Annotated in this window: 19 protein-coding genes and 1 pseudogene; 18 read left to right on the top strand and 2 right to left on the bottom strand. The window is 68.5% G+C overall.

Annotated elements, in window-relative coordinates; genetic code table 11:
• The first annotated feature begins 8 nt into the window (after positions 1 to 8).
• The 6 genes and pseudogenes from ACZY1G_RS23670 to ACZY1G_RS23645 all read left to right on the top strand — a co-directional run bounded on the left by ACZY1G_RS23670 (position 9) and on the right by ACZY1G_RS23645 (position 6,956).
• Positions 9 to 1,013: a LacI family DNA-binding transcriptional regulator gene (locus ACZY1G_RS23670; RefSeq protein ID WP_463817541.1), complete on the top strand. Its 1,005-nt coding sequence runs from the start codon at positions 9 to 11 to the stop codon at positions 1,011 to 1,013.
• Between the two features lie 352 nt (positions 1,014 to 1,365).
• A complete protein-coding gene (locus ACZY1G_RS23665; RefSeq protein WP_463823756.1) occupies positions 1,366 to 3,306 on the top strand; it encodes a 2-oxoacid:acceptor oxidoreductase subunit alpha in 1,941 nt (646 codons plus the stop codon).
• Complete coding sequence (locus ACZY1G_RS23660) at positions 3,303 to 4,379, top strand: 2-oxoacid:ferredoxin oxidoreductase subunit beta (protein ID WP_463823755.1); 1,077 nt, start codon at positions 3,303 to 3,305, stop codon at positions 4,377 to 4,379. The genes ACZY1G_RS23665 and ACZY1G_RS23660 overlap by 4 nt, the downstream gene beginning before the upstream one ends.
• 46 nt (positions 4,380 to 4,425) lie before the next feature.
• Positions 4,426 to 5,040 carry a molybdenum cofactor guanylyltransferase gene (gene mobA / locus ACZY1G_RS23655; protein WP_463817538.1) on the top strand — a complete coding sequence of 205 codons (615 nt, stop codon included), beginning with the start codon at positions 4,426 to 4,428 and terminating at the stop codon, positions 5,038 to 5,040.
• A 951-nt stretch (positions 5,041 to 5,991) separates the two neighbouring features.
• Positions 5,992 to 6,225: pseudogene (locus ACZY1G_RS23650) on the top strand (transglycosylase family protein); the annotation flags it as partial.
• A gap of 215 nt (positions 6,226 to 6,440) precedes the next feature.
• Positions 6,441 to 6,956 carry a transglycosylase family protein gene (locus tag ACZY1G_RS23645; RefSeq protein ID WP_463823754.1) on the top strand — a complete coding sequence of 172 codons (516 nt, stop codon included), beginning with the start codon at positions 6,441 to 6,443 and terminating at the stop codon, positions 6,954 to 6,956.
• 6 nt (positions 6,957 to 6,962) lie between these two features.
• Here the strand turns inward: ACZY1G_RS23645 and ACZY1G_RS23640 are convergent, their stop codons facing one another.
• Complete coding sequence (locus ACZY1G_RS23640; RefSeq protein WP_463823753.1) at positions 6,963 to 8,114, bottom strand: FAD-dependent oxidoreductase; 1,152 nt, start codon at positions 8,112 to 8,114, stop codon at positions 6,963 to 6,965.
• A 38-nt stretch (positions 8,115 to 8,152) separates the two neighbouring features.
• On the opposite strand from ACZY1G_RS23640, the gene ACZY1G_RS23635 reads away from it, so the two are divergent.
• The 12 genes from ACZY1G_RS23635 (at position 8,153) to proB (ending at position 23,659) form a co-directional block, all read left to right on the top strand.
• Positions 8,153 to 10,153: a S9 family peptidase gene (locus ACZY1G_RS23635; RefSeq protein WP_463823752.1), complete on the top strand. Its 2,001-nt coding sequence runs from the start codon at positions 8,153 to 8,155 to the stop codon at positions 10,151 to 10,153.
• A gap of 11 nt (positions 10,154 to 10,164) precedes the next feature.
• Positions 10,165 to 11,421: a saccharopine dehydrogenase family protein gene (locus ACZY1G_RS23630; RefSeq protein WP_463823751.1), complete on the top strand. Its 1,257-nt coding sequence runs from the start codon at positions 10,165 to 10,167 to the stop codon at positions 11,419 to 11,421.
• 45 nt (positions 11,422 to 11,466) lie between these two features.
• Complete coding sequence (locus ACZY1G_RS23625) at positions 11,467 to 12,054, top strand: DUF937 domain-containing protein (RefSeq protein WP_463817532.1); 588 nt, start codon at positions 11,467 to 11,469, stop codon at positions 12,052 to 12,054.
• A 27-nt stretch (positions 12,055 to 12,081) separates the two neighbouring features.
• Complete coding sequence (locus tag ACZY1G_RS23620) at positions 12,082 to 14,751, top strand: valine--tRNA ligase (RefSeq protein WP_463823750.1); 2,670 nt, start codon at positions 12,082 to 12,084, stop codon at positions 14,749 to 14,751.
• Complete coding sequence (folC, locus tag ACZY1G_RS23615; RefSeq protein WP_463817529.1) at positions 14,748 to 16,166, top strand: bifunctional tetrahydrofolate synthase/dihydrofolate synthase; 1,419 nt, start codon at positions 14,748 to 14,750, stop codon at positions 16,164 to 16,166. The genes ACZY1G_RS23620 and folC overlap by 4 nt, the downstream gene beginning before the upstream one ends.
• Positions 16,163 to 16,546, top strand: coding sequence for a DUF4233 domain-containing protein (locus ACZY1G_RS23610; RefSeq protein ID WP_463817528.1), 384 nt, complete (start codon positions 16,163 to 16,165; stop codon positions 16,544 to 16,546). Before folC ends, ACZY1G_RS23610 begins: the two co-directional genes overlap by 4 nt.
• 27 nt (positions 16,547 to 16,573) lie before the next feature.
• A complete protein-coding gene (ndk, locus tag ACZY1G_RS23605) occupies positions 16,574 to 16,984 on the top strand; it encodes a nucleoside-diphosphate kinase (RefSeq protein WP_463817527.1) in 411 nt (136 codons plus the stop codon).
• Between the two features lie 310 nt (positions 16,985 to 17,294).
• The gene (gene rne, locus ACZY1G_RS23600) at positions 17,295 to 20,255 is read left to right on the top strand and encodes a ribonuclease E (protein WP_463817526.1); all 2,961 of its coding nucleotides are present in this window, start codon (positions 17,295 to 17,297) and stop codon (positions 20,253 to 20,255) included.
• A 160-nt stretch (positions 20,256 to 20,415) separates the two neighbouring features.
• A complete protein-coding gene (gene rplU / locus ACZY1G_RS23595) occupies positions 20,416 to 20,739 on the top strand; it encodes a 50S ribosomal protein L21 (protein ID WP_463817524.1) in 324 nt (107 codons plus the stop codon).
• Between the two features lie 18 nt (positions 20,740 to 20,757).
• Positions 20,758 to 21,024: a 50S ribosomal protein L27 gene (rpmA, locus tag ACZY1G_RS23590; RefSeq protein WP_043410731.1), complete on the top strand. Its 267-nt coding sequence runs from the start codon at positions 20,758 to 20,760 to the stop codon at positions 21,022 to 21,024.
• 95 nt (positions 21,025 to 21,119) lie between these two features.
• Positions 21,120 to 22,562 carry a GTPase ObgE gene (obgE, locus tag ACZY1G_RS23585; protein ID WP_463823749.1) on the top strand — a complete coding sequence of 481 codons (1,443 nt, stop codon included), beginning with the start codon at positions 21,120 to 21,122 and terminating at the stop codon, positions 22,560 to 22,562.
• Positions 22,559 to 23,659: a glutamate 5-kinase gene (proB, locus tag ACZY1G_RS23580; protein ID WP_463817519.1), complete on the top strand. Its 1,101-nt coding sequence runs from the start codon at positions 22,559 to 22,561 to the stop codon at positions 23,657 to 23,659. Before obgE ends, proB begins: the two co-directional genes overlap by 4 nt.
• Here proB and ACZY1G_RS23575 read toward each other — a convergent pair.
• Positions 23,656 to 24,270, bottom strand: a complete 615-nt coding sequence (locus ACZY1G_RS23575) for a hypothetical protein (protein WP_463823748.1) — start codon at positions 24,268 to 24,270, stop codon at positions 23,656 to 23,658. The genes proB and ACZY1G_RS23575 overlap by 4 nt on opposite strands.
• Positions 24,271 to 24,272 lie beyond the last annotated feature (2 nt).

Below are 24,272 nucleotides of genomic sequence, written 5' to 3'. Positions count from 1 at the left end.
CCACGTCGATGGCGCATCGGTACAAGATCCGGGAGATCGCCCAGCAGAGCGGGCTGAGTGAGGCGACCGTCGACCGCGTGCTCAACCGCCGACCCGGTGTCCGGGAAACGACGGTCGCCGAGGTCGATCAGGCGATCGCGGACCTCGACAAGCAACGCGCCCAGCTGAGGTTGAACGGCAGGCGCTACCTCGTCGACGTCGTCATGCAAACCCCGCAGAGGTTCTCCGATGCTTTTCGGGCCGCCGTCGAAGCCGAATTACCCGCGTTCGCGCCGGCCATGCTGCGGGCCCGCTTCCATCTCTGGGAGGCCGGCTCCACCGTGCAGATGGTCGACACACTGGCCCGGATTCGCGGCAGCCACGGCGTGATCCTGAAGGCGCAGGACGAGCCGCAGGTCGTCGATGCCGTAGGCCGACTGGTGGATGCCGGCGTGCCGGTGGTGACCTACACGACCGACATACCGGCCAGCGCGCGCAGTGCCTACGTGGGCATCGACAACCACGGTGCCGGTGTCACGGCGGCCTACTTGATGCAGCAGTGGTTGGGGGAGTCGCCCTCGGACGTGCTGATCACCCTCAGTCGCGCCGTGTTCCGCGGCGAGGGGGAGCGCGAGGTCGGATTCCGGTCGGCGCTGCGCGCCTCCGGTCGGACCATCGTCGAGGTCAGCGGCAGCGACGGCATCGACGCGAGCAATGAGAGGCTGGTGCTCGACGCGCTGGCGGCCAACCCCGGCATCGAAGCCGTGTACTCGGTCGGGGGCGGCAACGTCGCGACCGTGGCGGCGTTCGAGAAGCTGGGCCGCCCCTGCCGGGTCTTCGTCGCGCATGACCTCGACGCCGACAATCGCCGCCTGCTGGGCGAGGGAAAGCTGTCGGCGGTGCTGCACAACGATCTGCGCGCCGACGCCAGGCTGGCCCTGCGGCTGATCCTGCACGAGCGCGGGGCTTTGCCGGCGGAGATCGCCCGGCCGGTACCCATCCAGGTCATCACCCCCTACAACCTGCCCGCGTAGCGCTCGCTGATCGCTACTCATCGGTAACCTTTTCTGAGAGGCGTCGCGTCTCTCGACGCGACCCGACAACGTGACGAAAACCACATTCGTGTCCCGCCGCTACCGCGTTGACGCTGTCTGAACTGGGTGTTCGTCGGACTGCAACCTGCGCGTCATCTGCGGGCCTGGTATAGGCGCCCCTAAGAGCAGTGCCATAATCGGTACTGCCAGTGACACCAACTTCTTGACGGGTGTCCATTGACGGCGCACCGTGACGGTGGCGACTCGATGGGCATTCGCCCGAAGCTCACTGGAGGGCATGTGAGCGGACGGGCCGAGAAGGCCATCGAGAAGGCACACGGAAGGCAAGCGAGTGGCAGACAACGGCACCGTGAGTGCGAGCGCGCCCCGGCAGAAGCTCGAGAAAGTCGTCATTCGCTTCGCGGGCGACTCCGGCGACGGTATGCAGCTCACCGGCGACCGGTTCACCTCGGAAGCGGCGCTGTTCGGCAACGACCTCGCCACGCAGCCCAACTACCCCGCCGAGATCCGCGCCCCCCAGGGCACGCTGCCCGGCGTCTCGTCCTTCCAGATCCAGATCGCCGACTACGACATCCTCACCGCGGGCGACCGCCCCGACGTGCTGGTCGCGATGAATCCGGCTGCTCTCAAGGCCAACGTCTCCGACCTGCCCCGTGGTGGCCTGATCATCGCCAACTCCGACGAGTTCACCAAGCGCAACCTGGCCAAGGTCGGCTACGACGCCAACCCGCTGGAGACCGACGAGCTCTCGGACTACGTGGTCCAGGCCGTCGCGATGACCACGCTGACGCTCGGCGCTGTCGAGTCGATCGGCGCCAGCAAGAAAGACGGTCAGCGCGCGAAGAACATGTTCGCCCTCGGTCTGCTGTCGTGGATGTACGGCCGCGAGCTCGAGCACAGCGAGGCGTTCATCCGAGAGAAGTTCGCCCGCAAACCCGAGGTGGCCGAGGCCAACGTGCTGGCGCTCAAGGCCGGCTGGAACTACGGCGAGACCACCGAGGCGTTCGGCACCACCTACGAGGTTGCCCCGGCGAAGCTGAAAAGCGGTGAGTATCGCCAAATCTCGGGCAACACCGCGCTGGCCTACGGCATCGTCACCGCCGGGCAGCTGGCCGACCTGCAGGTCGTGCTGGGCACCTATCCGATCACCCCGGCCTCGGACATCCTCCACGAATTGTCCAAGCACAAGAACTTCAACGTCCTGACGTTCCAGGCAGAGGACGAAATCGCCGGCATCGGCGCGGCGATCGGCGCGTCCTACGGCGGCGCGATCGGTGTCACCAGCACTTCGGGCCCCGGTATCTCACTGAAGTCCGAGGCCATCGGCCTGGCCGTGATGACCGAGCTGCCGCTCCTCGTCATCGACGTCCAGCGAGGCGGCCCGTCGACCGGTCTGCCCACCAAGACCGAGCAAGCCGATCTGCTGCAGGCGATGTTCGGCCGAAACGGTGAATCGCCGGTGGCCATCCTGGCCCCGCGCTCACCGTCTGACTGCTTCGAGATCGCCGTCGAGGCAGTGCGTATCGCGATCAACTACCACACGCCGGTGATGATCCTGTCCGACGGCGCTATCGCCAACGGCTCTGAGCCGTGGCGCATTCCGGACGTCAGCACGTTCACCCCGATCGAGCACACCTTCGCTAAGGAAGGCGAGCCGTACCAGCCGTACGCGCGCGATCCCGAGACGCTGGCTCGCCAGTTCGCGGTCCCCGGTACCCCGGGCCTGGCGCACCGCATCGGCGGGCTCGAATCGGCCAACGGGTCGGGCAACATCTCCTACGAGCCGAAGAACCACGATCTGATGGTTCGGCTTCGGCAGGAGAAGGTCGCCGGCATCGACGTCGCCGATCTGGAGGTCGACGACCCCACTGGCGACGCCGACCTGCTCATGCTCGGGTGGGGCAGCAGCTACGGACCGATCGGTGAGGCCTGCCGGCGCGCCCGGCGCAAGGGCATCAAGGTCGCGCACGCGCAGCTGCGTCACCTCAACCCGTTCCCGGCGAATCTGGGCGAGGTGCTGGGCCGCTACTCACGCGTGGTCGTGCCGGAGATGAACCTCGGTCAGCTGGCGCTGCTTCTGCGGGGCCAGTTCCTCGTCGACGTGCAGTCGGTGACCAAGGTGGAGGGCATGGCGTTCTTGGCCGACGAGGTGGAGAGCATCATCGATTCCGCGTTGGACGGGACACTGGCCGAGAAGGAAAACGAGAAAGCCAAGTTCGCGCGGCTGGCTGCGGCCACCATCGAGACTGAAGCGACCGGAGTGAACGCATGACCGACTTGATGGGCACCGACCTCGGCTTGACGCCGCTGACGAAGATGAGCCTGGTCCCGACGACGGACCAGCCGCAGAAGGCCAAGGACTTCACCAGCGACCAGGAGGTGCGCTGGTGCCCGGGCTGCGGTGACTACGTCATCCTCAACACCATCCGCAACTTCCTGCCCGAGCTGGGGCTGCGGCGCGAGAACATCGCGTTCGTCAGCGGCATCGGCTGCTCGAGCCGATTCCCGTACTACCTGGAGACTTACGGGTTCCATTCGATCCACGGCCGGGCGCCGACGATCGCGACCGGACTGGCACTGGCGCGCGAGGACCTCTCCGTCTGGGTGGTCACCGGCGACGGCGATGCCCTCTCGATCGGCGGCAACCACCTGATCCACGCGCTGCGCCGCAACGTCAACCTGACGATCCTGCTGTTCAACAACCGGATCTACGGACTGACCAAGGGGCAGTACTCGCCCACATCCGAGGTCGGCAAGGTCACCAAGTCGACGCCGATGGGCTCGCTGGACTATCCCTTCAACCCGGTGTCGCTGGCGCTCGGTGCCGAGGCGACGTTCGTCGGCCGCGCGTTGGACTCCGACCGCAAGGGCCTCTCGGAGGTGTTGCGCGGCGCCGCCGAGCATCGCGGTGCCGCACTGGTCGAGATCATGCAGGACTGCCCGATCTTCAACGACGGGTCGTTCGACGCGCTGCGCAAGGAAGGCGCCGAGGAGCGGCTGATCAATCTGCGCCACGGCGAGCCGATCACGTTCGGCGCCGACGGGGAGTACTGCGTGGTCAAGTCCGGCTTCGGGCTCGAGGTCGCCAAGACCGCCGACGTCGCCGCCGACCAGATCGTGGTGCACGATGCAGAGCTCGACGACCCGGCGTATGCGTTCGCGCTGTCGCGGCTGTCGGAGCAGAACCTCGACCACATGGTGATGGGCATCTTCCGCAAGGTCAGCAAGCCGACCTACGACGATGCGGCGCGCCAGCAGGTCACGGCCGCGCGCGAGGCTCGCGCGCACGACACCGCGGCGCTGCAGGCGCTGCTGCGCGGCAAGGACACCTGGTCGGTCGACTGATCGTTCTTCGGGCATCCGCCCGCCGCGCTGAGCTAACGTCACCTGTGTGACGTCACCGCTGCCGTTGGCCGCTGTCATCCTCGCCGGAGGCGCTTCCCGCCGCATGGGCCGGGACAAGGCTGCCGTCGTGATCGACGGACCATCGGGTGAGACGACGCTGTTGCAGCGCATGGTGTCGATCGTGAGCCCCCGCTGCGCGCCCGTCTTCGTGATCGCCGCACCCGGCCAGGCACTGCCCGAGGTGGATGCGACGGTGCTGCGCGACGAGGTCCGCGGGGTGGGCCCGCTGCTGGCGACCGGGCGCGGCCTGCGGGCGGCCGCAGAGGCGGGAGTCGCGCATGCCCTGGTGTGCGCGGTGGACATGCCCGAGTTGACCCTCGACATCGTCGACACACTCGCTGGTCCCGCACAGCGGCTCGGTGTCGACGTCGTGCTTCCGTGGGATGGCCGGGACCACTATCTGGCGGGTATCTATCGCACCGATTTGCACGACGTGGTCGACGGGTTGATCACCGCGGGCCAGCGCAGCATGCGCGCGTTGGTGGACTCGGTCGACACCCAGCGGATCGTGATGGCCGAACAGCCGGCGTTGACCAACGTCAACACCGAGGCCGACCTGTCATCGGTGATGCCGCCGAAATTCTCGCAGCAAATTCGCTGAGAAATGGCGTTGAATTCCGACGCGATGACGCGGAATTCGCGCCGCTTAATTAGTACATCGAACAGTTGACATGCGACGACGGCTTCGTCGGTGACGGTCCTCTTCGGGACTCGGTCAGGTATCCGTGTCGGACCTCAAAAGCTCTCCACGCCAACATCATTGGGGGTCCTTCGCGTGAAAGTGCCTTCTGCGGGACGCGGTTGATGTCCGCGGCTGACTTTCGAACCCCACCGCACAATGGTCGGCGGAATGGTCGTCTCGGATAAAAGTCTTGCATCTCTAGAATGACCTCGCGACAACTCGTGTTCGGTTGTGCCGCAGGCATACCCGTGACGATCCGACTCGATCAACCGTGGGTCCACGCCACTCTGTGAGGCGGGTTGCGTGCAGTGGGAGAACCGGCGGTGGGAGGGCCGCGGCGAGGGTGTCGGGGGTCACAAAAAGCTGGTGATTTGGCTCACGCAGGCGGCGACGCGCTAGCCGCCCGACGTCGCCGTCAAACATCACCGCGACCAGCATGAACTCTCGACCATCGCGTCGTGATCGTTTCGTGATCTGCCAGCAATTGAACCGTCACCCGAGATGACTTTGCGTTTCCAGCTTTGTACGGTCCCAAACAGCTTCGAAAGCGAAGCCGATAACTCAACATCACGAACCAGCGTGTGTGTGGGCCACCGGAGGCGTAGCGCCTCCACCGGCGCCGGACTTTCCCGGCGAGATCGACTGCGATCTCCCCCAGTCGTACCCGACCGAGACGGTGCGACCCGACAACCTCCCCGCCTGTGACAGGCAGCACGGCCGTGCGTCCGCACGGCCTGTTTCGGCGCGCGCTCGGCGAAAGGACGAAAGTTGAAGAACATCCGCAAGACGTTTGGGCTGGCCACCATCGCCGGCGCGCTCGCCGTGGCACCCATGGCAGCGGTCACGGGTTTTGGGGCCGGAACCGCGAATGCGGACAGCGTCAACTGGGATGCCGTCGCAGCGTGCGAGTCGGGCGGCAACTGGGCCATCAACACCGGCAACGGTTACTACGGCGGCCTGCAGTTCACCTTGAGCACCTGGCAGGCCAACGGCGGCAGCGGCTCGCCGCATGGCGCCAGCCGCGAAGAGCAGATCCGCGTGGCCGAGAACGTGCTGCGCTCTCAGGGCATCGGCGCGTGGCCGGTGTGCGGTCGCCGCGGCTGACCCTCATACCACTCTTCACACGAGGCGGTGTCGACTTCGTCGACACCGCCTCGTTGTTCTCACAGGCCTCTTACACCAGATAAGTAACGTCTAAAACTTCATTCTCATCGGTAACAGGTGATGTTGGTCACCCGACAGACCAGACAGCCGCAGCGTGAGACGCCTTCGTCGCATGCGGGCCTTGGGTCACAACGGTCGGGGAAGGACCGCAGAACATGAACATCAGCAGCCGTTTCACCAGAATTGTCAGCAAGGGCCTGATGGCCGCAGCGCTCTCCGGAGCCTTCGCCGCCGTGCCGATGGCGCTGGACGGCGCCACCGCCACCGCCCACGCCGACTCGGTGAACTGGGACGCCATCGCGCAGTGCGAGTCGGGCGGCAACTGGAGCATCAACACCGGCAACGGGCACTACGGCGGGCTGCAGTTCAAGCAGGCCACCTGGAGCTCCAACGGTGGCGCGGGCAGCCCGGCGACGGCCTCGCGCGCAGAGCAGATCCGCGTCGCGGAGAACGTGCTGCAGAGCCAGGGCCTCAAGGCATGGCCGAAGTGCGGTGCCGCGGGCATGCAGGCCGCGCAGGTGTGGGGCGCGAATCCCGCGCCGACCGTCGTTCCCGCCGCCGCGCCCGCCACTGCGAAAGGCTGCGCGAACCTGCCGACCTCCGCGCTCGGCGGCTTCGTGGACCTGCGCAAGATGTGCACGGCGATCTTCACGCCCCGCAGCGCGCGCTGAATCAGCTCAACCCGGCGGTGAGGCGAACGCCGAGCGTGCTGCGATCGAGGCCAGGTGGGCGGCCACGACGCGTTCAGGAAGCACCGCCGTGCCCCAACTCGCCGCAGCACCCAGTGCCGTGGGTCGCGCGTTCAGGATGCGCCCGATGGTCGCGGCTTCCCACGCCAGCGCGCGTACCCGGCGTCGGCGGAAGGCAGCGAACGAGCTGAAGGCATGGGGCAGATCCGGTTCGCGCGCTACGCACCGTGCCAGCACTGCGGCGTCCTCGATGCCCTGGCATCCGCCCTGCCCGAGGTGGGGCCGCATCGGGTGGGCGGCATCGCCGACGATCACGATGGGCCCGCGGCACCAGTGCTTGGGCGCCGCGCGATCGTAGAGGTCGTTGCGGAGGATGTTTTCAGGCGCGGTGGCCGCCAGCAGCTGCGGGATCGGCGTCGCCCAGCCTGACAGCAGACGGGCCAGGTGAGCGTGCTCGCCGTCGGGCGCGCGACCGCCCTCCGGTGTCCGCTCCGTCGCAAACCAGTAGGTGTGCTCTGGACCCAGCGGCACGTGACCGACCTGTACGCCCGGGCCGAGGGTCTCGCCGGCCAGTTCCGGATCCAGCGGAGTCTCGGCGATACCCCGCCACGCCGTGTACCCGACGTAACGGCTCGGCAGGTCCCCGTTCAGGGTGGCCGCGACGACCGAACGGACGCCGTCGGCGCCGACCACCGCGTCGGCCACCAGGACGTCACCGCCCGTCGTCATGACCTGCGCCCCTGACGCCGTCGTCGACACCGTCCTGACCGACGCCCCGGTGATCACCGCGCCGGGCGGGAGCGCATCGGCCAGCACATCGGTCAGGGTCGATCTGCGCACCACGACCAGCGGCTCTCCGAGGGCGGTGACCATCCGCTGGCCGGCGGGCCGTCGCAACCACCGTCCGCTGCGCCAGCGGATCGCGCCCGCGGTGACGCGGCCGCCGGCGTCGCGGACGGCATCGCCGGCGCCGATCTGGTCGAGCGCGGCCAGCGCGTTGGGCCAGATGCTGATCGCCGTGCCCGCGCCGCGGTCGGTCCGCTGCTCGAGCACACGGACATCGTGACCGTCGCGGTTCAGCGCGACGGCAGTCGCCAGTCCGGCGATGCCGGCGCCGACGACGATGAATCGCGCTGGCATGGGCTGACCCTAGCCGCCCGCTGTGTTACGAAGTGGGCATGGCCCCCGACACCCCGTTCGACGATCTCGACGTCTACCTGTCACTGCCTCGGGTGAGCGGCCTCGCGATCACACCGGACGGTTCGCGCGTCGTGACGGCGGTGTCCGTCGTCAACGACGAACGCACCCAATTCGTCAGCGCGATCTGGGAATTGGACCCTGCCGGCCACGAGCCGGCGCGCCGAATCACCCACGGCAGCACCGGCGAATCGGCGCCGGCGCTCACCGCGAACGGGGATCTACTGTTCCTGGCGGCGCGGGGCAGGGTCAAGGACATCGCCAACGACACAGAGCCGTCCAAGGGCCTGTGGCGCCTGCCGGCGGCCGGGGGAGAGGCCACCGAGATCGCGACATTCCCGGGGGGAGTGGACGCCGCGGCAGTGGCACGCGCCTGTGACGTCACCGTCGTCACGACGCCTGTTCTGCGCTCGGCGGGCGACCTCGACGACGACCGCAGGCTGCGGGACGCGCGGTCGAAAGCCAAGATCTCGGCGGTGCTGCACACCGGATATCCGGTGCGGCACTGGGATCACGACCTCGGCCCGGACCAGCCCCGCCTGTTCACCGCCGACGAGCGCCGCGACCTCACCCCCGACCCCGGCGACGCGCTGCGCGAGGCCGACCTCGACGTCAGCGCAGACGGAACGTTTGTCGTCACGACGTGGCAGGTGCCGTCACCAGGGGCTGCTGTGCGAAAGACCTTGGTTCGCATCGACATCACCACCGGCGAGCGGTTGACACTGCTCGACGATCCCGACGCCGACCTGGGAATGCCGGCGATCTCGCCGGACGGTTCCGCGGTCGCCTTCACCCGGGAGACGTTCTCCACGCCTGCGCAGGCACCGCGAATCACGCTGTGGCTCCTGCGTTTCGGGTCCCCGGCGGTGGAAGTCACCGGCAGCTGGGACCGGTGGCCGACGTCGGTCAGGTGGGCGCCCGACGGCGCGTCGCTGCTGGTGACGGCCGACCAGTCCGGGCGCGGACCGATCTTCACCGTCGACGTGTCGACCTCCACGGTCCGGCCGCTGGTCGACGACGACTTCACCTACACCGATCTGCAGGTGGCCACGACCGGTGCGGTGTTCGCACTGCGCAGTTCCTATGCCGCGCCGCCACATCCGGTCCGCATCGACTCCGACGGCACCGTGACGGCGCTGCCCTGTGTCGAGCTGCCCACGCTGCCCGGCACGCTGACCGAGGTGACGGCGCTCGCCGACGACGGGGTACCGGTCCGGTCCTGGCTGGCGCTACCCGACGGGGAGGACCACATCGATTCCGGGGCGCCCCTGGTGCTGTGGATTCACGGTGGGCCGCTGGCGAGCTGGAACGCCTGGCACTGGCGCTGGAATCCGTGGCTGATGGTGGCTCGAGGCTACGCGGTGCTGCTGCCCGACCCGGCGCTGTCCACCGGATACGGCCAGGATTTCATCCAACGTGGCTGGGGCGCATGGGGATTCGCCCCCTACGCCGACCTCATGGCGGCCACCGACGCCGCGTGCGAGCATCCCCGGGTCGACGCCACCCGCACCGCGGCCATGGGTGGCTCCTTCGGCGGCTACATGGCCAATTGGATCGCCGGCCACACCGACAGGTTCGACGCGATCGTCACCCACGCCAGCCTATGGGCGCTTGACCAGTTCGGCGGCACCACCGACGGTGGTTACTGGTGGTCACGCGAGATGACACCGGAGATGACCGCGGCCAATTCTCCGCACCGGTTCGTCGCCGACATCGCGACCCCGATGTTGGTGATCCACGGCGATCGGGACTACCGCGTGCCCATCGGGGAAGCGCTGCGCCTCTGGTACGACCTGCTCAGCTCGTCAGGACTGCCCGCGGCCGCTGACGGCTCCACCGAGCATCGCTTCCTCTATTTCCCGTCGGAGAACCACTGGGTGTTGAGCCCGTCGCACGCCAAGCTCTGGTACGAGGTGGTGTTCGCGTTCCTGGCACGTCACGTCCTCGAACAGGACACCGAACTGCCCGAGACCCTCGGGTAGCGTCGGGCCACATGAGCTCACCGGACCGCGAATTCGACATCGTCCTCTACGGCGCGACAGGATTCGTCGGCAAGCTGACCGCCCTGTATCTGGCCTCCGCAGCCGGGGATGCTCGCATCGCGCTGGCCGGCCGCTCGGCCGATCGACTGCTCGCGGTCCGCGAGACCCTGCCCGCGTCGGCGCAGTCGTGGCCGCTGATCACCGCGGACGCCTCCGATCCGTCGTCGCTGGCCGCCATGGCCGCGAGGACCCGCGTCGTGATCAGCACCGTCGGCCCCTACCTGCGGTACGGACTACCGCTGGTCGCCGCCTGCGCGGCCGCCGGCACCGACTACACCGACCTCACCGGCGAACCACTGTTCATCCGCCGCGCGATCGACCAGTACCACAAGCAGGCGGTCGACACCGGCGCCCGGATCGTGCACTCCTGCGGGTTCGACTCCATCCCATCCGACCTCACCGTCTTCGCGCTGTACCGCCAGGCGGCCGAGGACGGTGCGGGTGACCTGGGCGACACCAACTTCGTCGTGCGCCGCTTCGCCGGCGGCATGTCCGGGGGCACCATCGCCTCGATGACGGAGCTCGCCCGGGAGGCCGCAGAGGACCCCGAGAGCCGCCGGCTCCTCAACGATCCCTACACGCTGTCCCCGGACCGGGGCGCCGAACCCGAACTCGGCGGCCAGCCCGACGCGCGCTGGCGGCGCGGCCGCGACATCGCCCCCGAACTCGACGGTTACTGGGTGGGCGCGTTCGCGATGTCGGTGCCCAACTCCCGCATCGTGCGGCGCACCAACGCGCTCCTCGAGTACGCCTACGGCCGACGGTTCGAATACGCCGAGCAGATGAGCCTCGGCAAGTCCCCGCTCGCGCCGCTCGCCGCGGCGATGGCCACCGGCGGGAACATCGCCGCCATCGAGCTGGGCAGCAGATTCCTCAACCGGGTGCCGCGCAGCGCGCTGGAGCGCATCCTGCCCAAACCCGGCACCGGCCCCAGCGAGCACACTCGCGAGAGCGGTCACTACACCGTCGAGACGTACACCACCACGTCGTCGGGCGCCCGCTACGTGGCGCGGATGTCACAGCAGGGCGATCCCGGCTACAAGGCCACATCGGTGCTGCTCGGCGAGAGCGCTCTGGCGCTGGCAACCGACCGCGAAAAGCTCTCCGACCTGCTCGGTGTGCTGACTCCCGCCTCCGCGATGGGCGACGCGCTGCTGGCGCGGTTCCCCGCCGCAGGTGTGGAGCTGGACGTCACCAAACTGGCCTGACCGAACGGCGGTCGCACCGCCGTCACCGGGTCTAACCTGACGCTCATGAGCGGCCTCGATGACCTGTACAGCCAGATTCCCGTCCAGCAGATCGCCGGACGGTTGGGTGTCGACGAGAGCGAGGTCGACAGCGCCGTCAAGACGCTGGTCCCCGTCCTGGTGGGCGGCCTGCAGCACAACGCCCAAGATCCCGGCACCGCCCAGGGCATCGCCTCGGCCGCCGACTCGCACGCCCGCAGCGGCCTGCTGGACGGAGGGGTGAGCGTCGAACAGGTCGACGAGGCCGACGGGTCCCGCGCGATCGCGAAAATCTTCGGCGGCAGCGACACCGGGCAGGTGGCTTCGGCGCTCTCCGGCGGCGGTGCCGGCAACAGCGACCTGATCCAGAAGCTGCTGCCGATCCTCGCGCCGATCGTGCTCGCTTACATCGGCAAGCGGCTCTCGGGCGGAGCGCAGGTGCCCGGGCAGACCGGCGGAGGCGGCATCGGCGACATCCTCGGCAGCATCCTCGGCGGCGGTACGGCCCCGGGCGGGAACAACCCGTTGGGCAGCATTCTGGGCTCCGTGCTGGGCGGTGACAAGGCCGGCGGTGTGGGCGACATCCTCGGCGGCCTTCTGGGCGGGAAGAAGTAGCTCGCGGCGTCTTCCTAGAATGGCTCGGTGACCTCCCAGCCGCTCGCCAACGCCGGACCCTCCGGGCTCGATGCCCTGCCCAAGTCGTGGGACCCCGGTGCCGTCGAGAGTGATCTGTATCAGGGCTGGGTGGATGCGGGATATTTCACCGCCGATCCGGCCAGCGACAAGCCCGCCTACTCGATCGTGCTGCCGCCGCCGAACGTGACGGGCAGCCTGCACATGGGTCACGCGCTCGACCACACGCTGATGGACGCGCTGACTCGCCGCAAGCGCATGCAGGGCTTCGAGGTGCTGTGGCTGCCCGGTATGGACCACGCCGGTATCGCCACCCAGACCGTGGTGGAAAAGCAGCTCGCCGCCGACGGGAAGACCAAAGAGGACTTCGGTCGTGAGCTGTTCGTCGAGAAGGTGTGGGACTGGAAGCGCCAATCCGGCGGCACCATCGGCGGCCAGATGCGCCGCCTGGGCGACGGCGTGGACTGGAGCCGCGACCGGTTCACCATGGACGAGGGGCTCTCCCGTGCGGTGCGCACCATCTTCAAGCGGCTGTTCGACGCCGGGTTGATCTATCAGGCGGAGCGCCTGGTCAACTGGTCGCCGGTGCTCGAGACCGCGATCTCGGATCTCGAGGTCAAATACGAAGACATCGAGGGCGAGCTGGTCTCGTTCCGCTACGGGTCGATGTCCGACGACGAACCGCACCTGGTGGTCGCCACCACCCGGATCGAGACGATGCTGGGGGACACTGCGATCGCGGTGCATCCCGATGACGAGCGCTACCGCCACCTGGTCGGTACGACGCTGCCCCATCCCTTCCTGGATGACCGCCAGATCGTGATCGTGGCCGACCACCACGTCGACCCCGAATTCGGTACGGGCGCAGTCAAAGTCACCCCGGCGCACGACCCCAACGACTTCGAGATCGGTCTGCGGCACCAGCTCGCGATGCCCACGATGCTCGACACCAAGGGTCGGATCGCCGACACCGGAACGCGGTTCGACGGGATGGATCGCTTCGAGGCACGCGTGGCGGTGCGCGAGGCGCTGGCCGAGCAGGGCCGCATCGTCGCCGAGAAGCGTCCGTATCTGCACAGCGTCGGCCATTCCGAGCGCAGCGGCGAACCGATCGAGCCGCGGCTGAGCCTGCAGTGGTGGGTGAAGGTGGAGTCGCTGGCCAAGGCTGCCGGTGACGCAGTCCGCAACGGCGACATCGTGATTCACCCGGCCAGCCTGGAGCCGCGCTGGTTCGCCTGGGTCGACAACATGCACGACTGGTGCATCTCGCGACAGCTGTGGTGGGGGCATCGCATCCCGATCTGGCACGGGCCCGACGGGCAGACCGTGTGCGTCGGCCCCGACGAGACCCCGCCGGAGGGCTGGGAACAGGACAGCGACGTGCTGGACACGTGGTTCAGTTCGGCGCTGTGGCCGTTCTCGACGATGGGCTGGCCCGACCACACCGCGGACCTCGCGAAGTTCTATCCGACGTCGGTGCTGGTGACCGGTTACGACATCCTGTTCTTCTGGGTGGCCCGGATGGTGATGTTCGGCACCTTCGTCGGCGACGACAGCGCGATCACCGACAACGGCAGCCGCGCGCGGCAGGTCCCGTTCCAGAACGTCTTCCTGCACGGCCTCATTCGCGACGAACACGGCCGCAAGATGAGCAAGTCGCGCGGCAACGGCATCGACCCGCTGGACTGGGTGGAGAAGTTCGGCGCCGACGCGCTGCGCTTCACGTTGGCCCGCGGCGCGAGCCCCGGTGGTGACCTGGCCATCGGTGAAGACCACGCCAGGGCATCGCGCAACTTCGCCACAAAGCTGTTCAATGCGACGCGGTTCGCGCTTCTCAACGGCGCCAGCCCCGCCCCGCTGCCGCCCGTCGACGCACTCACCGATGCCGACCGCTGGATCCTCGGCAGGCTGGAAGAGGTTCGCGCCGAGGTGGATTCGGCGCTGGATGCCTACGAGTTCAGTCGGGCGTGCGAGGCGCTGTACCACTTCGCCTGGGACGAATTCTGCGACTGGTACGTGGAGTTGGCCAAAGTCCAGCTCGGCGAGGGTGTTTCGCACACCACCGCCGTTCTCGCCGCGGTTCTCGACACGCTGCTCAAGCTGCTGCACCCGGTGATGCCGTTCGTCACCGAGGTGCTGTGGAAGACCGTGACCGGGGGCGAGTCGCTCGTGATCGCCGACTGGCCGACCGCCAGTGGGATGGACCTCGATCATGCTGCCGCGCAACGGATTTCCGACATGCAGAAACTGATCACCGAAGTGCGCAGGTTCCGCAGCGACCAGGGCCTGGGCGACCGGCAGAAGGTGCCGGCGCGGCTGTCCGGCGTCGACACGGCGGGCCTGACGGCCCACGTGCCCGCCGTCACCGCGCTGGCCTGGCTGACCCCGCCGGCCGACGACTTCACCGCATCGGCGTCGGTGGAGGTCCGGCTCTCCGGCGGCACCGTGCTCGTCGAGGTCGACACGTCGGGGACCGTCGACGTCGACGCCGAGCGGCGCCGCCTGGAGAAGGATCTGGCCGCAGCCCAGAAGGAACTCTCCGGCACCTCGGCCAAACTGGGTAACGAGGCGTTCCTGGCCAAGGCGCCCGCTGACGTCGTCGACAAGATCCGCGCGCGCCAGCAGCTCGCCGGAGAAGAAGTCGACCGCATCTCGGCACGGCTGGCCGCCCTGACGTGAGCTCGACCGAACCCGCACCTGACGAGATCGCGGCTCTGCTGCAGGTCGAGCACCTGCTCGACCAGCGGTGGCCGGAAACGAAGATCGAACCCAGCACGGCCCGCATCGCCGCGCTGCTCGAACTGCTCGGCTCACCGCAGAAGGGCTACCCGTCGATCCACATCGCCGGCACCAACGGCAAGACGTCGGTCGCCCGGATGGTCGACGCGCTGCTCACTGCGCTGCACCGGCGCACCGGGCGCACCACCAGCCCGCACCTGCAGTCGGCCGTCGAACGGATCTCGATCGACGGCAGGCCGATCAGCCCGGCCACGTACGTCGACACGTACCGGGAGATCGAGCCGTTCGTGGAGCTGGTCGATCAGCAGTCCGAGGCCGGGGGAGGGCCGCGCTGCTCGAAGTTCGAAGTGGTGACCGCGATGGCCTTCGCCGCGTTCGCCGACGCCCCGATCGACGTGGCCGTCGTCGAGGTCGGCCTCGGTGGACGATGGGACGCCACGAACGTGATCAACGCGCCCGTTGCGGTGATCACGCCGATCGGCATGGACCACACCGACTACCTCGGTGACACGATCGCCGAGATCGCCGGCGAGAAGGCCGGCATCATCACCCGGCAGGCCGACGACCTGGTGCCCACCGACACCGTCGCGGTGATCGGCCGCCAGGTGCCCGAGGCGATGGAGGTGGTGATGGCCGCCGCTGTCCGCGCCGACGCCGCCGTCGCACGCGAGGACTCCGAGTTCGCCGTGCTCGATCGCCAGGTGGCCATCGGCGGGCAGATGCTCGAACTGCAGGGGCTCGGGGGTCGGTACTCGGAGGTCTTCCTGCCGCTGCACGGCGAGCATCAGGCTCACAACGCTGTGCTGGCCCTCGCCGCCGTCGAGGCGTTCTTCGGCGCTGGTGCGCAACGCCAGCTCGACGTCGACGCGGTGCGCGCCGGATTCGCCGCTGTCACGTCGCCCGGTCGACTGGAGCGGATGCGCAGCGCACCAACCGTTTTCATCGATGCCGCGCACAATCCCGCCGGAGCGGCGGCGCTGACGTCCGCGCTGGCCGAGGAGTTCGACTTCCGGTTCCTGGTCGGGGTGGTGTCGGTGATGGCCGACAAGGACGTCGACGGAGTCCTGGCCGCCCTCGAGCCCGCCTTCGACCAGATCGTCGTGACGACCAACGGCTCACCGCGTGCTCTGGAGGTCGACGCGCTCGCGCTCAAAGCCGAGGAGGTCTTCGGCCCCGAACGGGTCGCGACCGCGGCGACGCTGCCCGACGCGATCGAGACGGCCACCGCGCTGGTCGAGGACTCGGGCGGCGACGTCGAAGGCGCCGGAGGCATGAGCGGCGCCGGCATCGTGATCACCGGCTCGGTCGTCACCGCCGGCGTGGCGCGCACGCTGTTCGGAAAGGATCCGGCATGACCACCCCGCCGCCCGATCCGTGGAAAAGTTTCCGCGGCGTCATGGCCGGCACGCTGATCCTCGAGGCCATCGTGGTGCTGCTCGCGCTGCCGGTGGTCGGCGCCGTCGGCGGCGGTCTGACCGGCGGATCGATCGGTTACGTCGTCGGGGTTGCGATCCTGCTGCTGCTGATGGCAGGCGTGCAGGGCCGGCCCTGGGCGATCTGGGCCAACCTCGGAGTGCAGCTGCTGCTGGTGGCCGGCTGGGTCCTGTATCCGGGGATCGGCTTCATCGGCCTGCTGTTCGTGGTGGTGTGGCTGTTGATCGCCTATCTGAGGGCCGAGGTGCTGCGCCGCCAGAAACGGGGCCTGTTGCCCGGGCAGCAGCGCGACGCGGACTAGATGCGGCGTATGGGTAGGCTGTCGGCCGTGACAGAGCGAACCCTCGTCCTCATCAAGCCCGACGGCGTTGCCCGTCGGCTCATCGGCGAGATCATCAGCAGGATCGAAGCCAAGGGATTGACCGTGGCCGCGCTAGAGCTCAAGAACGTCGACGACGCGCTGGCGCGTGCCCATTACGCCGAGCACGACGGCAAACCGTTCTTCGACTCGCTGCTGGAGTTCATCACCTCCGGTCCGGTGGTAGCTGCCGTGCTCGAAGGGCCGCGCGCCATCGCCGCGTTCCGTCAGCTGGCCGGTGGCACCGATCCGGTCGAGAAGGCCGTTCCGGGCACCATCCGGGGTGATCTCGGCCTGGAGACCCAGTTCAACCTGGTTCACGGTTCTGATTCGCCCGAGTCGGCCGCGCGCGAAATCGAGCTCTGGTTCCCCGGCAGCTGAGCGCCGCGGCGACCCGCTGACGCCGCGTTTCGGGTTCCCCCGCAGTGATGTGGGATACTGGGCGCGAGCGGCCGGCCTGACTACCCCGGGTTGGTCACTCGGATGAAGACTTCGACGACTGCGACCATCGCTACCCCGATGTGGCGCCGACCGTCCAGCCATCATTCAGACCGGCACCGAGGATGTCCCGCCGGGACTCCTCGGAGCAAGACCAACCAGAGTTCGGGATCAAGTGGCCCGGACGCAACAGTCAGTAGCCCTCGCGTGGCCGCGTCAGCAAACGACGCGCCCGGGGGCTTGAGGAGAATACGTGGCCGACAATGACAACCTCCACGACCTGCAGGACCCCGGCACCGCTTCGCCCGACGAGGCGCAGCCCACGGAGACTGCTAGTGCCCCTCCACCGACACCCGAACGGCTGAGGGTTCACTCCCTGGCCCGTGTGCTCGGCACGACCAGCAGGCGCATCATCGACGCGCTGGCCGAACTCGACGGGCGTACCCGCAGCGCGCACTCCACGATCGGCCGTGATGAGGCCGACCGCGTGCGCGCGGCGCTGGCCGAACCCGAGCCCGCACCCGAAGCAGTCGAGGTGGCACCCGAGCCGGCCGTCGCTCCGGAGCCGGCCGTTGCTGCCGAGCCCGACGTTCCTGCCGAGGAGGAGCCGGAGTCACGGCTGATCCTCGAGACACCGCCCGCGGTCGAGGCCGAACCCGCCGACTACCTGCCGCTGTTCGTAGCCCCGCAACCGGTGCGCCCAGAACCCGCCCACACCGACGACAACGACGAGGACGACTCCACCTCGGAGTCCGACACCGATTCCGATGCGGACTCCGACACCGACTCCGACGATGACCAGTCGGGCCGCCCGTCGACCAAGCGTCGCCGCCGGGGCCGCCGCGGCCGCGGTCGTGGGCGCGGTGAACAGAACGGCGACGAACCGGGCAGCGACGAGGACGACCAGTCGGCCGAGTCGGACGAATCCTCCGAGGGTGCTGAGTCCGCCGACGACGCCGATGACGACAGCGGTGAGGACGACAACGGCGGAGACGGCGCGACCCGTCGCCGCCGTCGCCGCCGCCGCCGCAAGACCGGAGCCACCTCCGACAACGAGAACGGCACGTCGCCCGACGATCCGCCCAACACCGTCGTGCACGAACGCGAACCGCGCGGCAAGGGCGCCAAGGGCTCGTCGGACTCCGAGATCCAGGGCATCAGCGGGTCCACTCGCCTCGAAGCCAAGCGGCAGCGCCGCCGCGACGGTCGCGACGCAGGTCGCCGCCGCCCCCCGATCCTGTCGGAGGCAGAGTTCCTCGCGCGGCGTGAATCCGTCGAACGCACCATGGTGGTCCGCGACAAGGTCCGCAGCGAGCCTCCCCACGAGGGCGCCCGGTACACCCAGATCGCGGTGCTCGAGGACGGCGTCGTCGTCGAACACTTCGTCACGTCGGCGGCATCGGCCTCGTTGGTCGGCAACATCTACCTCGGCATCGTGCAGAACGTGCTGCCGTCGATGGAAGCCGCGTTCGTCGACATCGGCCGCGGCCGCAACGGTGTGCTCTACGCCGGCGAGGTGAACTGGGAAGCTGCCGGTCTGGGAGGCGCCCAGCGCAAGATCGAGCAGGCGCTCAAGCCCGGCGACTACGTGGTCGTGCAGGTCAGCAAGGACCCGGTGGGACACAAAGGCGCCCGGCTGACCACGCAGGTGTCTCTGGCCGGCCGCTACCTGGTGTACGTGCCCGGCGCGTCGTCGACGGGGATCAGCCGCAAGCTGCCCGACACCGAACGGCAGCGGCTCAAGGAGATCCTGCGCGAGGTGGTGCCTTCGGACGCCGGCGTCATCATCCGCACGGCCTCGGAAGGCGTCAAAGAGGACGACATCCGCAGCGATGTGGAGCGGCTCCAGACGCGGTGGAACGAGATCGAGGCCAAGGCCACCGAGATCACCGCGAAGAAGGCCGGCGCCGCCATGGCGCTCTACGAAGAGCCCGACGTGTTGGTCAAGGTGATCCGCGACCTGTTCAACGAGGACTTCTCCACGCTGATCGTCTCCGGGGACGACGCATGGACGACGATCAACGACTATGTGACAGCCGTGGCGCCCGAGCTTCTCCCGCGAATGACGAAGTACGAGCCGGCCGGTTCCGACGGCCCCGATGTGTTCGCGGTGCACCGGATCGACGAGCAGCTGACCAAGGCGCTCGACCGCAAGGTGTGGCTGCCGTCGGGCGGCACCCTGGTGATCGACCGCACCGAGGCGATGACAGTCGTCGACGTCAACACGGGCAAGTTCACCGGGTCGGGCGGCAATCTCGAACAGACCGTGACCCGCAACAACCTCGAGGCCGCTGAGGAGATCGTGCGGCAGCTGCGGCTGCGGGACATCGGCGGCATCGTGGTCATCGACTTCATCGACATGGTGCTCGAATCGAATCGCGACCTGGTGCTGCGGCGGCTGACCGAAGCGCTGGCCCGGGACCGCACCCGCCACCAGGTGTCCGAAGTGACGTCGCTGGGGCTGGTGCAGCTGACGCGTAAACGGCTCGGCACGGGCCTGATCGAGGCGTTCTCCACCACGTGCACACACTGCGGCGGACGCGGCATCATGCTCCACGGCGATCCGGTCGACACCGCGTCAGGTGCAGGTCGCAAAGCCGAATCGAACGGCGGCGGTGGCGGTGGTGGCGGTGGTCGCCGCGGCAAGCGCGGTAAGCGCGGAGCGCCCCCGCAGGAGGTGCAGGTCGCCAAGGTGCCCGCACATTCACCCGGCGAGCACCCGATGTTCAAGGCGATGGCCGCGGCCAACGGCAAGCACGAAGACGACGACGATCACGATCACGAGGACGATCACGCGGACGAGGTCGCCGAGCTCGACCAAGACGCGATCCGGGCAACGGTCGTCGACACCGAGGACGAGGAACTCGACGACGACTTCGAGGACTCGGACGACGAGGACGAGGAGTCCGACGAGGACGACTCCGATGACGACGAGGACGACGAGGACGACGACATCGACGTGCTCGACGACGAGGACGACGATTCTGATGACGAAGACTCTGATGACGAAGACTCTGATGACGACGACGAGGAATCCGACGAGGACGACTCCGATGACGAGGATGACGACGACTTCGACGAGGATTCCGAGGACGACTCCGATGACGAGGATTCCGAGGAGGAGGACGAGCAGCCCGCTGCCGTCGCTGTCCGGCCTGTCCGGCAGCGTCGACGCGCCGCAGCCCGTCCGGCAGGGCCACCCGCTCAGGACTGAGCGGTTTGACCCTCAACCCGCTGCTCACGTAACCTTGAGCAGTTGTCTCCAGGGCCTGCTCACGGCGGGCCCGAGACAGGGATGGCAGATCCCGCACCAAGACCCGCACGCAGACCGCCAGGTGATGCGCGCCCGCACGCGAAGTAGAGGATGACCAACGATGGCAGCGCAAAAAGCCACGTACGCGATCGTCAAGACCGGTGGCAAGCAGTACAAGGTCGCCGCCGGTGACATCGTCAAGGTGGAGAAGCTCGACGTCGAGCCCGGTGGCACGGTGTCGCTGCCGGTGGCCCTCGTCGTCGACGGAGCCGATGTGACCACCGACGCGACGGCGCTGGAGAAGGTCGCGGTCACCGGCGAGGTCCTCGAGCACACCAAGGGTCCGAAGATCCGCATCCACAAGTTCAAGAACAAGACCGGCTATCACAAGCGCCAGGGGCACCGTCAGCAGCTGACGGTTCTCAAGGTCACCGGCATCAAGTAGCGACGGGAGCGACAAGACATGGCACACAAGAAGGGCGCTTCCAGCTCACGCAACGGTCGCGACTCAGCCGCCCAGCGGCTCGGCGTCAAGCGTTTCGGTGGGCAGGTCGTCAAGGCCGGCGAGATCCTGGTCCGTCAGCGCGGCACGCACTTCCACCCCGGCGTCAACGTCGGCCGTGGCGGTGACGACACCCTGTTCGCCACGGCGCCGGGTGCGGTCGAGTTCGGCACCAAGCGTGGCCGCAAGTACGTCAACATCGTGCGGGTGACCCGCACCGACGCCTGACTTCTTTCTCCAACGTCGAGATCGACGTTTTGGCGCCAGACACTCGTACTTTGGCGCCCAATCGTCGGTTTCGGCACTGAGAGAGGAGGACATCGATGACCCGCTTCGTCGACCGCGTGGTGATTCACGCCCGGGCGGGTAACGGCGGCAATGGCTGCGCGTCGGTGCACCGGGAGAAGTTCAAGCCCCTCGGTGGCCCCGACGGCGGCAACGGCGGACGCGGCGGCAGCATCGTGTTCGTCGTCGATCCGCAGGTCCACACCCTGCTCGACTTCCACTTCCATCCCCACGTCGTCGCCCCGTCGGGCAAGCAGGGCGCCGGAAGCAACCGCGACGGTGCAGCAGGCGCTGATCTCGAGGTCAAGGTGCCCGACGGCACCGTCGTGCTCGACGAACAGGGCCGGCTGCTGGCCGACCTCGTGGGACCCGGCACCCGCTTCGAGGCGGCCGCAGGTGGTCGTGGCGGGCTCGGTAACGCCGCGTTGGCGTCGCGGGCCCGCAAGGCCCCCGGCTTCGCGCTGCTCGGCGAGAAGGGCGAGGTGCGCGACCTCACCCTCGAACTCAAGACCGTCGCCGACGTCGGGCTCGTCGGATTCCCGTCGGCCGGCAAGTCCTCGCTGGTGTCGGCGATCTCGGCGGCCAAGCCCAAGATCGCCGACTACCCGTTCACCACGCTCGCTCCGAACCTCGGGGTGGTGTCCGCCGGCGACCACACGTTCACCGTCGCCGACGTCCCCGGACTGATCCCGGGCGCCTCCGAGGGCCGCGGGCTGGGACTGGACTTCCTCCGCCACATCGAACGCTGCGCCGTGCTCGTGCACGTGGTCGACTGCGCGACACTGGAACCCGGCCGCGATCCGATCTCCGACATCGAGGCGCTCGAAGCCGAGATCGCCGCCTACACCCCGACACTGCAGGGCGACACCACGCTCGTGGACCTCGCCGAGCGGCCACGCGCGGTGGTGCTCAACAAGATCGACGTGCCGGAAGCGCGCGAACTCGCCGACTTCGTCTCCGACGAGATCGCCTCGACGTTCGGGTGGCCGGTGTTCGAGGTGTCCACCGTGGCGCGAGAAGGTCTGCGGCCGTTGACGTTCGCCTTGTGGGACACGGTCGCGGCCTACCGTGCGGCGCAACCCGAGGTCGTCGCCCGGCGCCCCGTCATCCGGCCCGTGCCCGTCGACGAGACCTCGTTCTCCGTCGAGCCGGACGGGCAGGGCGGCTTCGTCGTGCACGGCACCCGCCCGCAGCGCTGGGTGGCGCAGACGAACTTCGAGAACGACGAAGCCGTCGGCTATCTCGGTGACCGGTTGGCGCGCCTTGGCGTCGAGGACGAACTGCTCAAGCTCGGTGCCCGCCCGGGCTGCGCGGTGACCATCGGCGACATGACGTTCGACTGGGAACCGCAGACCCCTGCCGGCGTCGACGTGCACCTGTCCGGACGCGGTACCGACATCCGGCTCGAACAGAGCGACCGCGTGTCGGCTGACGAGCGCAAAGCGGCGAGAAAGGCGCGTCGGGAGAGTAATCCGGAATGAGCCGCCACCGCGAGGCGGTTCGCACCGCACGATCGGTGGTCGTCAAGATCGGTACCACCGCATTGACCACGCCGACAGGCGAATTCGACGGTCGCCGCCTGTACGACCTCGTCGACGCGTTCGAAGCGCGGATGAAGGCGGGCTCGGATCTGGTGATCGTGTCCTCGGGTGCGATCGCCGCTGGGATCGAGCCCTTGGGGCTGACCAGACGACCCACCGATCTGGCCACCAAGCAGGCCGCCGCGAGCGTCGGTCAAGTGGCCCTGGTCAACTCGTGGAGTACGGCGTTCGCGCGCTACCAGCGCACTGTCGGGCAGGTCCTGCTCACCGCGCACGACATCTCGATGCGGGTGCAGCACACCAACGCTGCACGTACCCTCGACCGGTTACGCGCGCTGCACGCCGTGGCGATCGTGAACGAGAACGACACCGTGGCCACCAACGAGATCCGGTTCGGCGACAACGACCGCCTCTCCGCGCTCGTCGCGCACCTCGTGGGCGCGGACGCGCTGATCCTGCTCTCCGACGTCGACGGCCTCTACGACAGTGATCCGCGAAAAGCGAACGCGCGCTTCATCTCCGAGGTCGCCGGGCCTGACGATCTGGCCGGAGTGACGGCGGGGCGCGGCAGCCACCTCGGTACCGGCGGCATGGAGTCCAAGCTGTCCGCGGCGCTTCTGGCCTCCGATGCCGGGGTGCCGGTACTCCTGGCTGCGGCCACCGATGCCGCTGCCGCGCTGGACGACGCGTCGGTCGGCACCGTCTTCGCCCCCCGCGCCGAACGGATGTCCGCGCGCCGCTTCTGGGTCCGCTACGCCGCCGAGTCGGCCGGGGCGCTGACTCTCGACGACGGTGCGGTGAATGCTGTCGTGCGGCACCGTCGTTCGCTGCTGCCGGCCGGTATCACTGCCATCACCGGGCGGTTCTCCGGCGGCGACGTCGTCGAGCTGCGCAGCAGCGACGCCACGATGGTGGCTCGGGGCGTGGTGGCCTACGACGCGGCGGAACTGGCGACCATGTTGGGCCGGTCGACATCCGATCTGCCCGCCGAGATGCGGCGCCCGGTCGTGCACGCCGACGACCTGGTCGCGGTCTAGAAACGGTCCTTCGCCCAGTTCTCGAGCCACTGTGCGCGGCGCTCGGCCGCGTCGATGGCGTCGTTGTCGGCACGCCGCACCGGCACCCCGTGCGCGGACGCGGTCTCGACGACGGCGGCGCGCACGGCAGGATCGGCGAGCAGCAGTGTCGCGAGCACACCCGCCGAGAGTGTGCGGTTACGCAGTCGGCCGCGGTAGTTCACCTCGGCGGGGACGCGCACATCCAGCAGGCTCGACAGCGGGCCGCCGGCGGCGGCGACAGCCGCGGTCAGTACCGCGTCGGACGCCAGGCCGAGGAGTTGCTTTCGGAAAGGGAAGCGCGGCAACGGAAGTCGGTTGACCTGTGTCTGCAGTGCGTCTGTCAGAAGGTAGCCGATCAGACTGTGGGTTTCGATGTCGACGACGTCGGACCAGTCGACGGAGTCGCCGTCGAACTCCACCTCGTCACCGCTGACGGCGAGCCCACCGAAATGGTTGAGTAGGCGAACAGCACCCTGCAGCGGGTCGGGCAGGCGGGTCAACGCGACCACCGCGTCGCCGACGCCGAGGCCCCACCGCTGCGACGCGGGTCCGGACGGCGGTCGCTGCGCGCTCGGCAACAGCGAGCTCACCA

Source organism: Mycobacterium sp. IDUB_5 (genome assembly GCF_055419565.1).
This window is presented reverse-complemented; position numbering and strand designations above follow the sequence as displayed.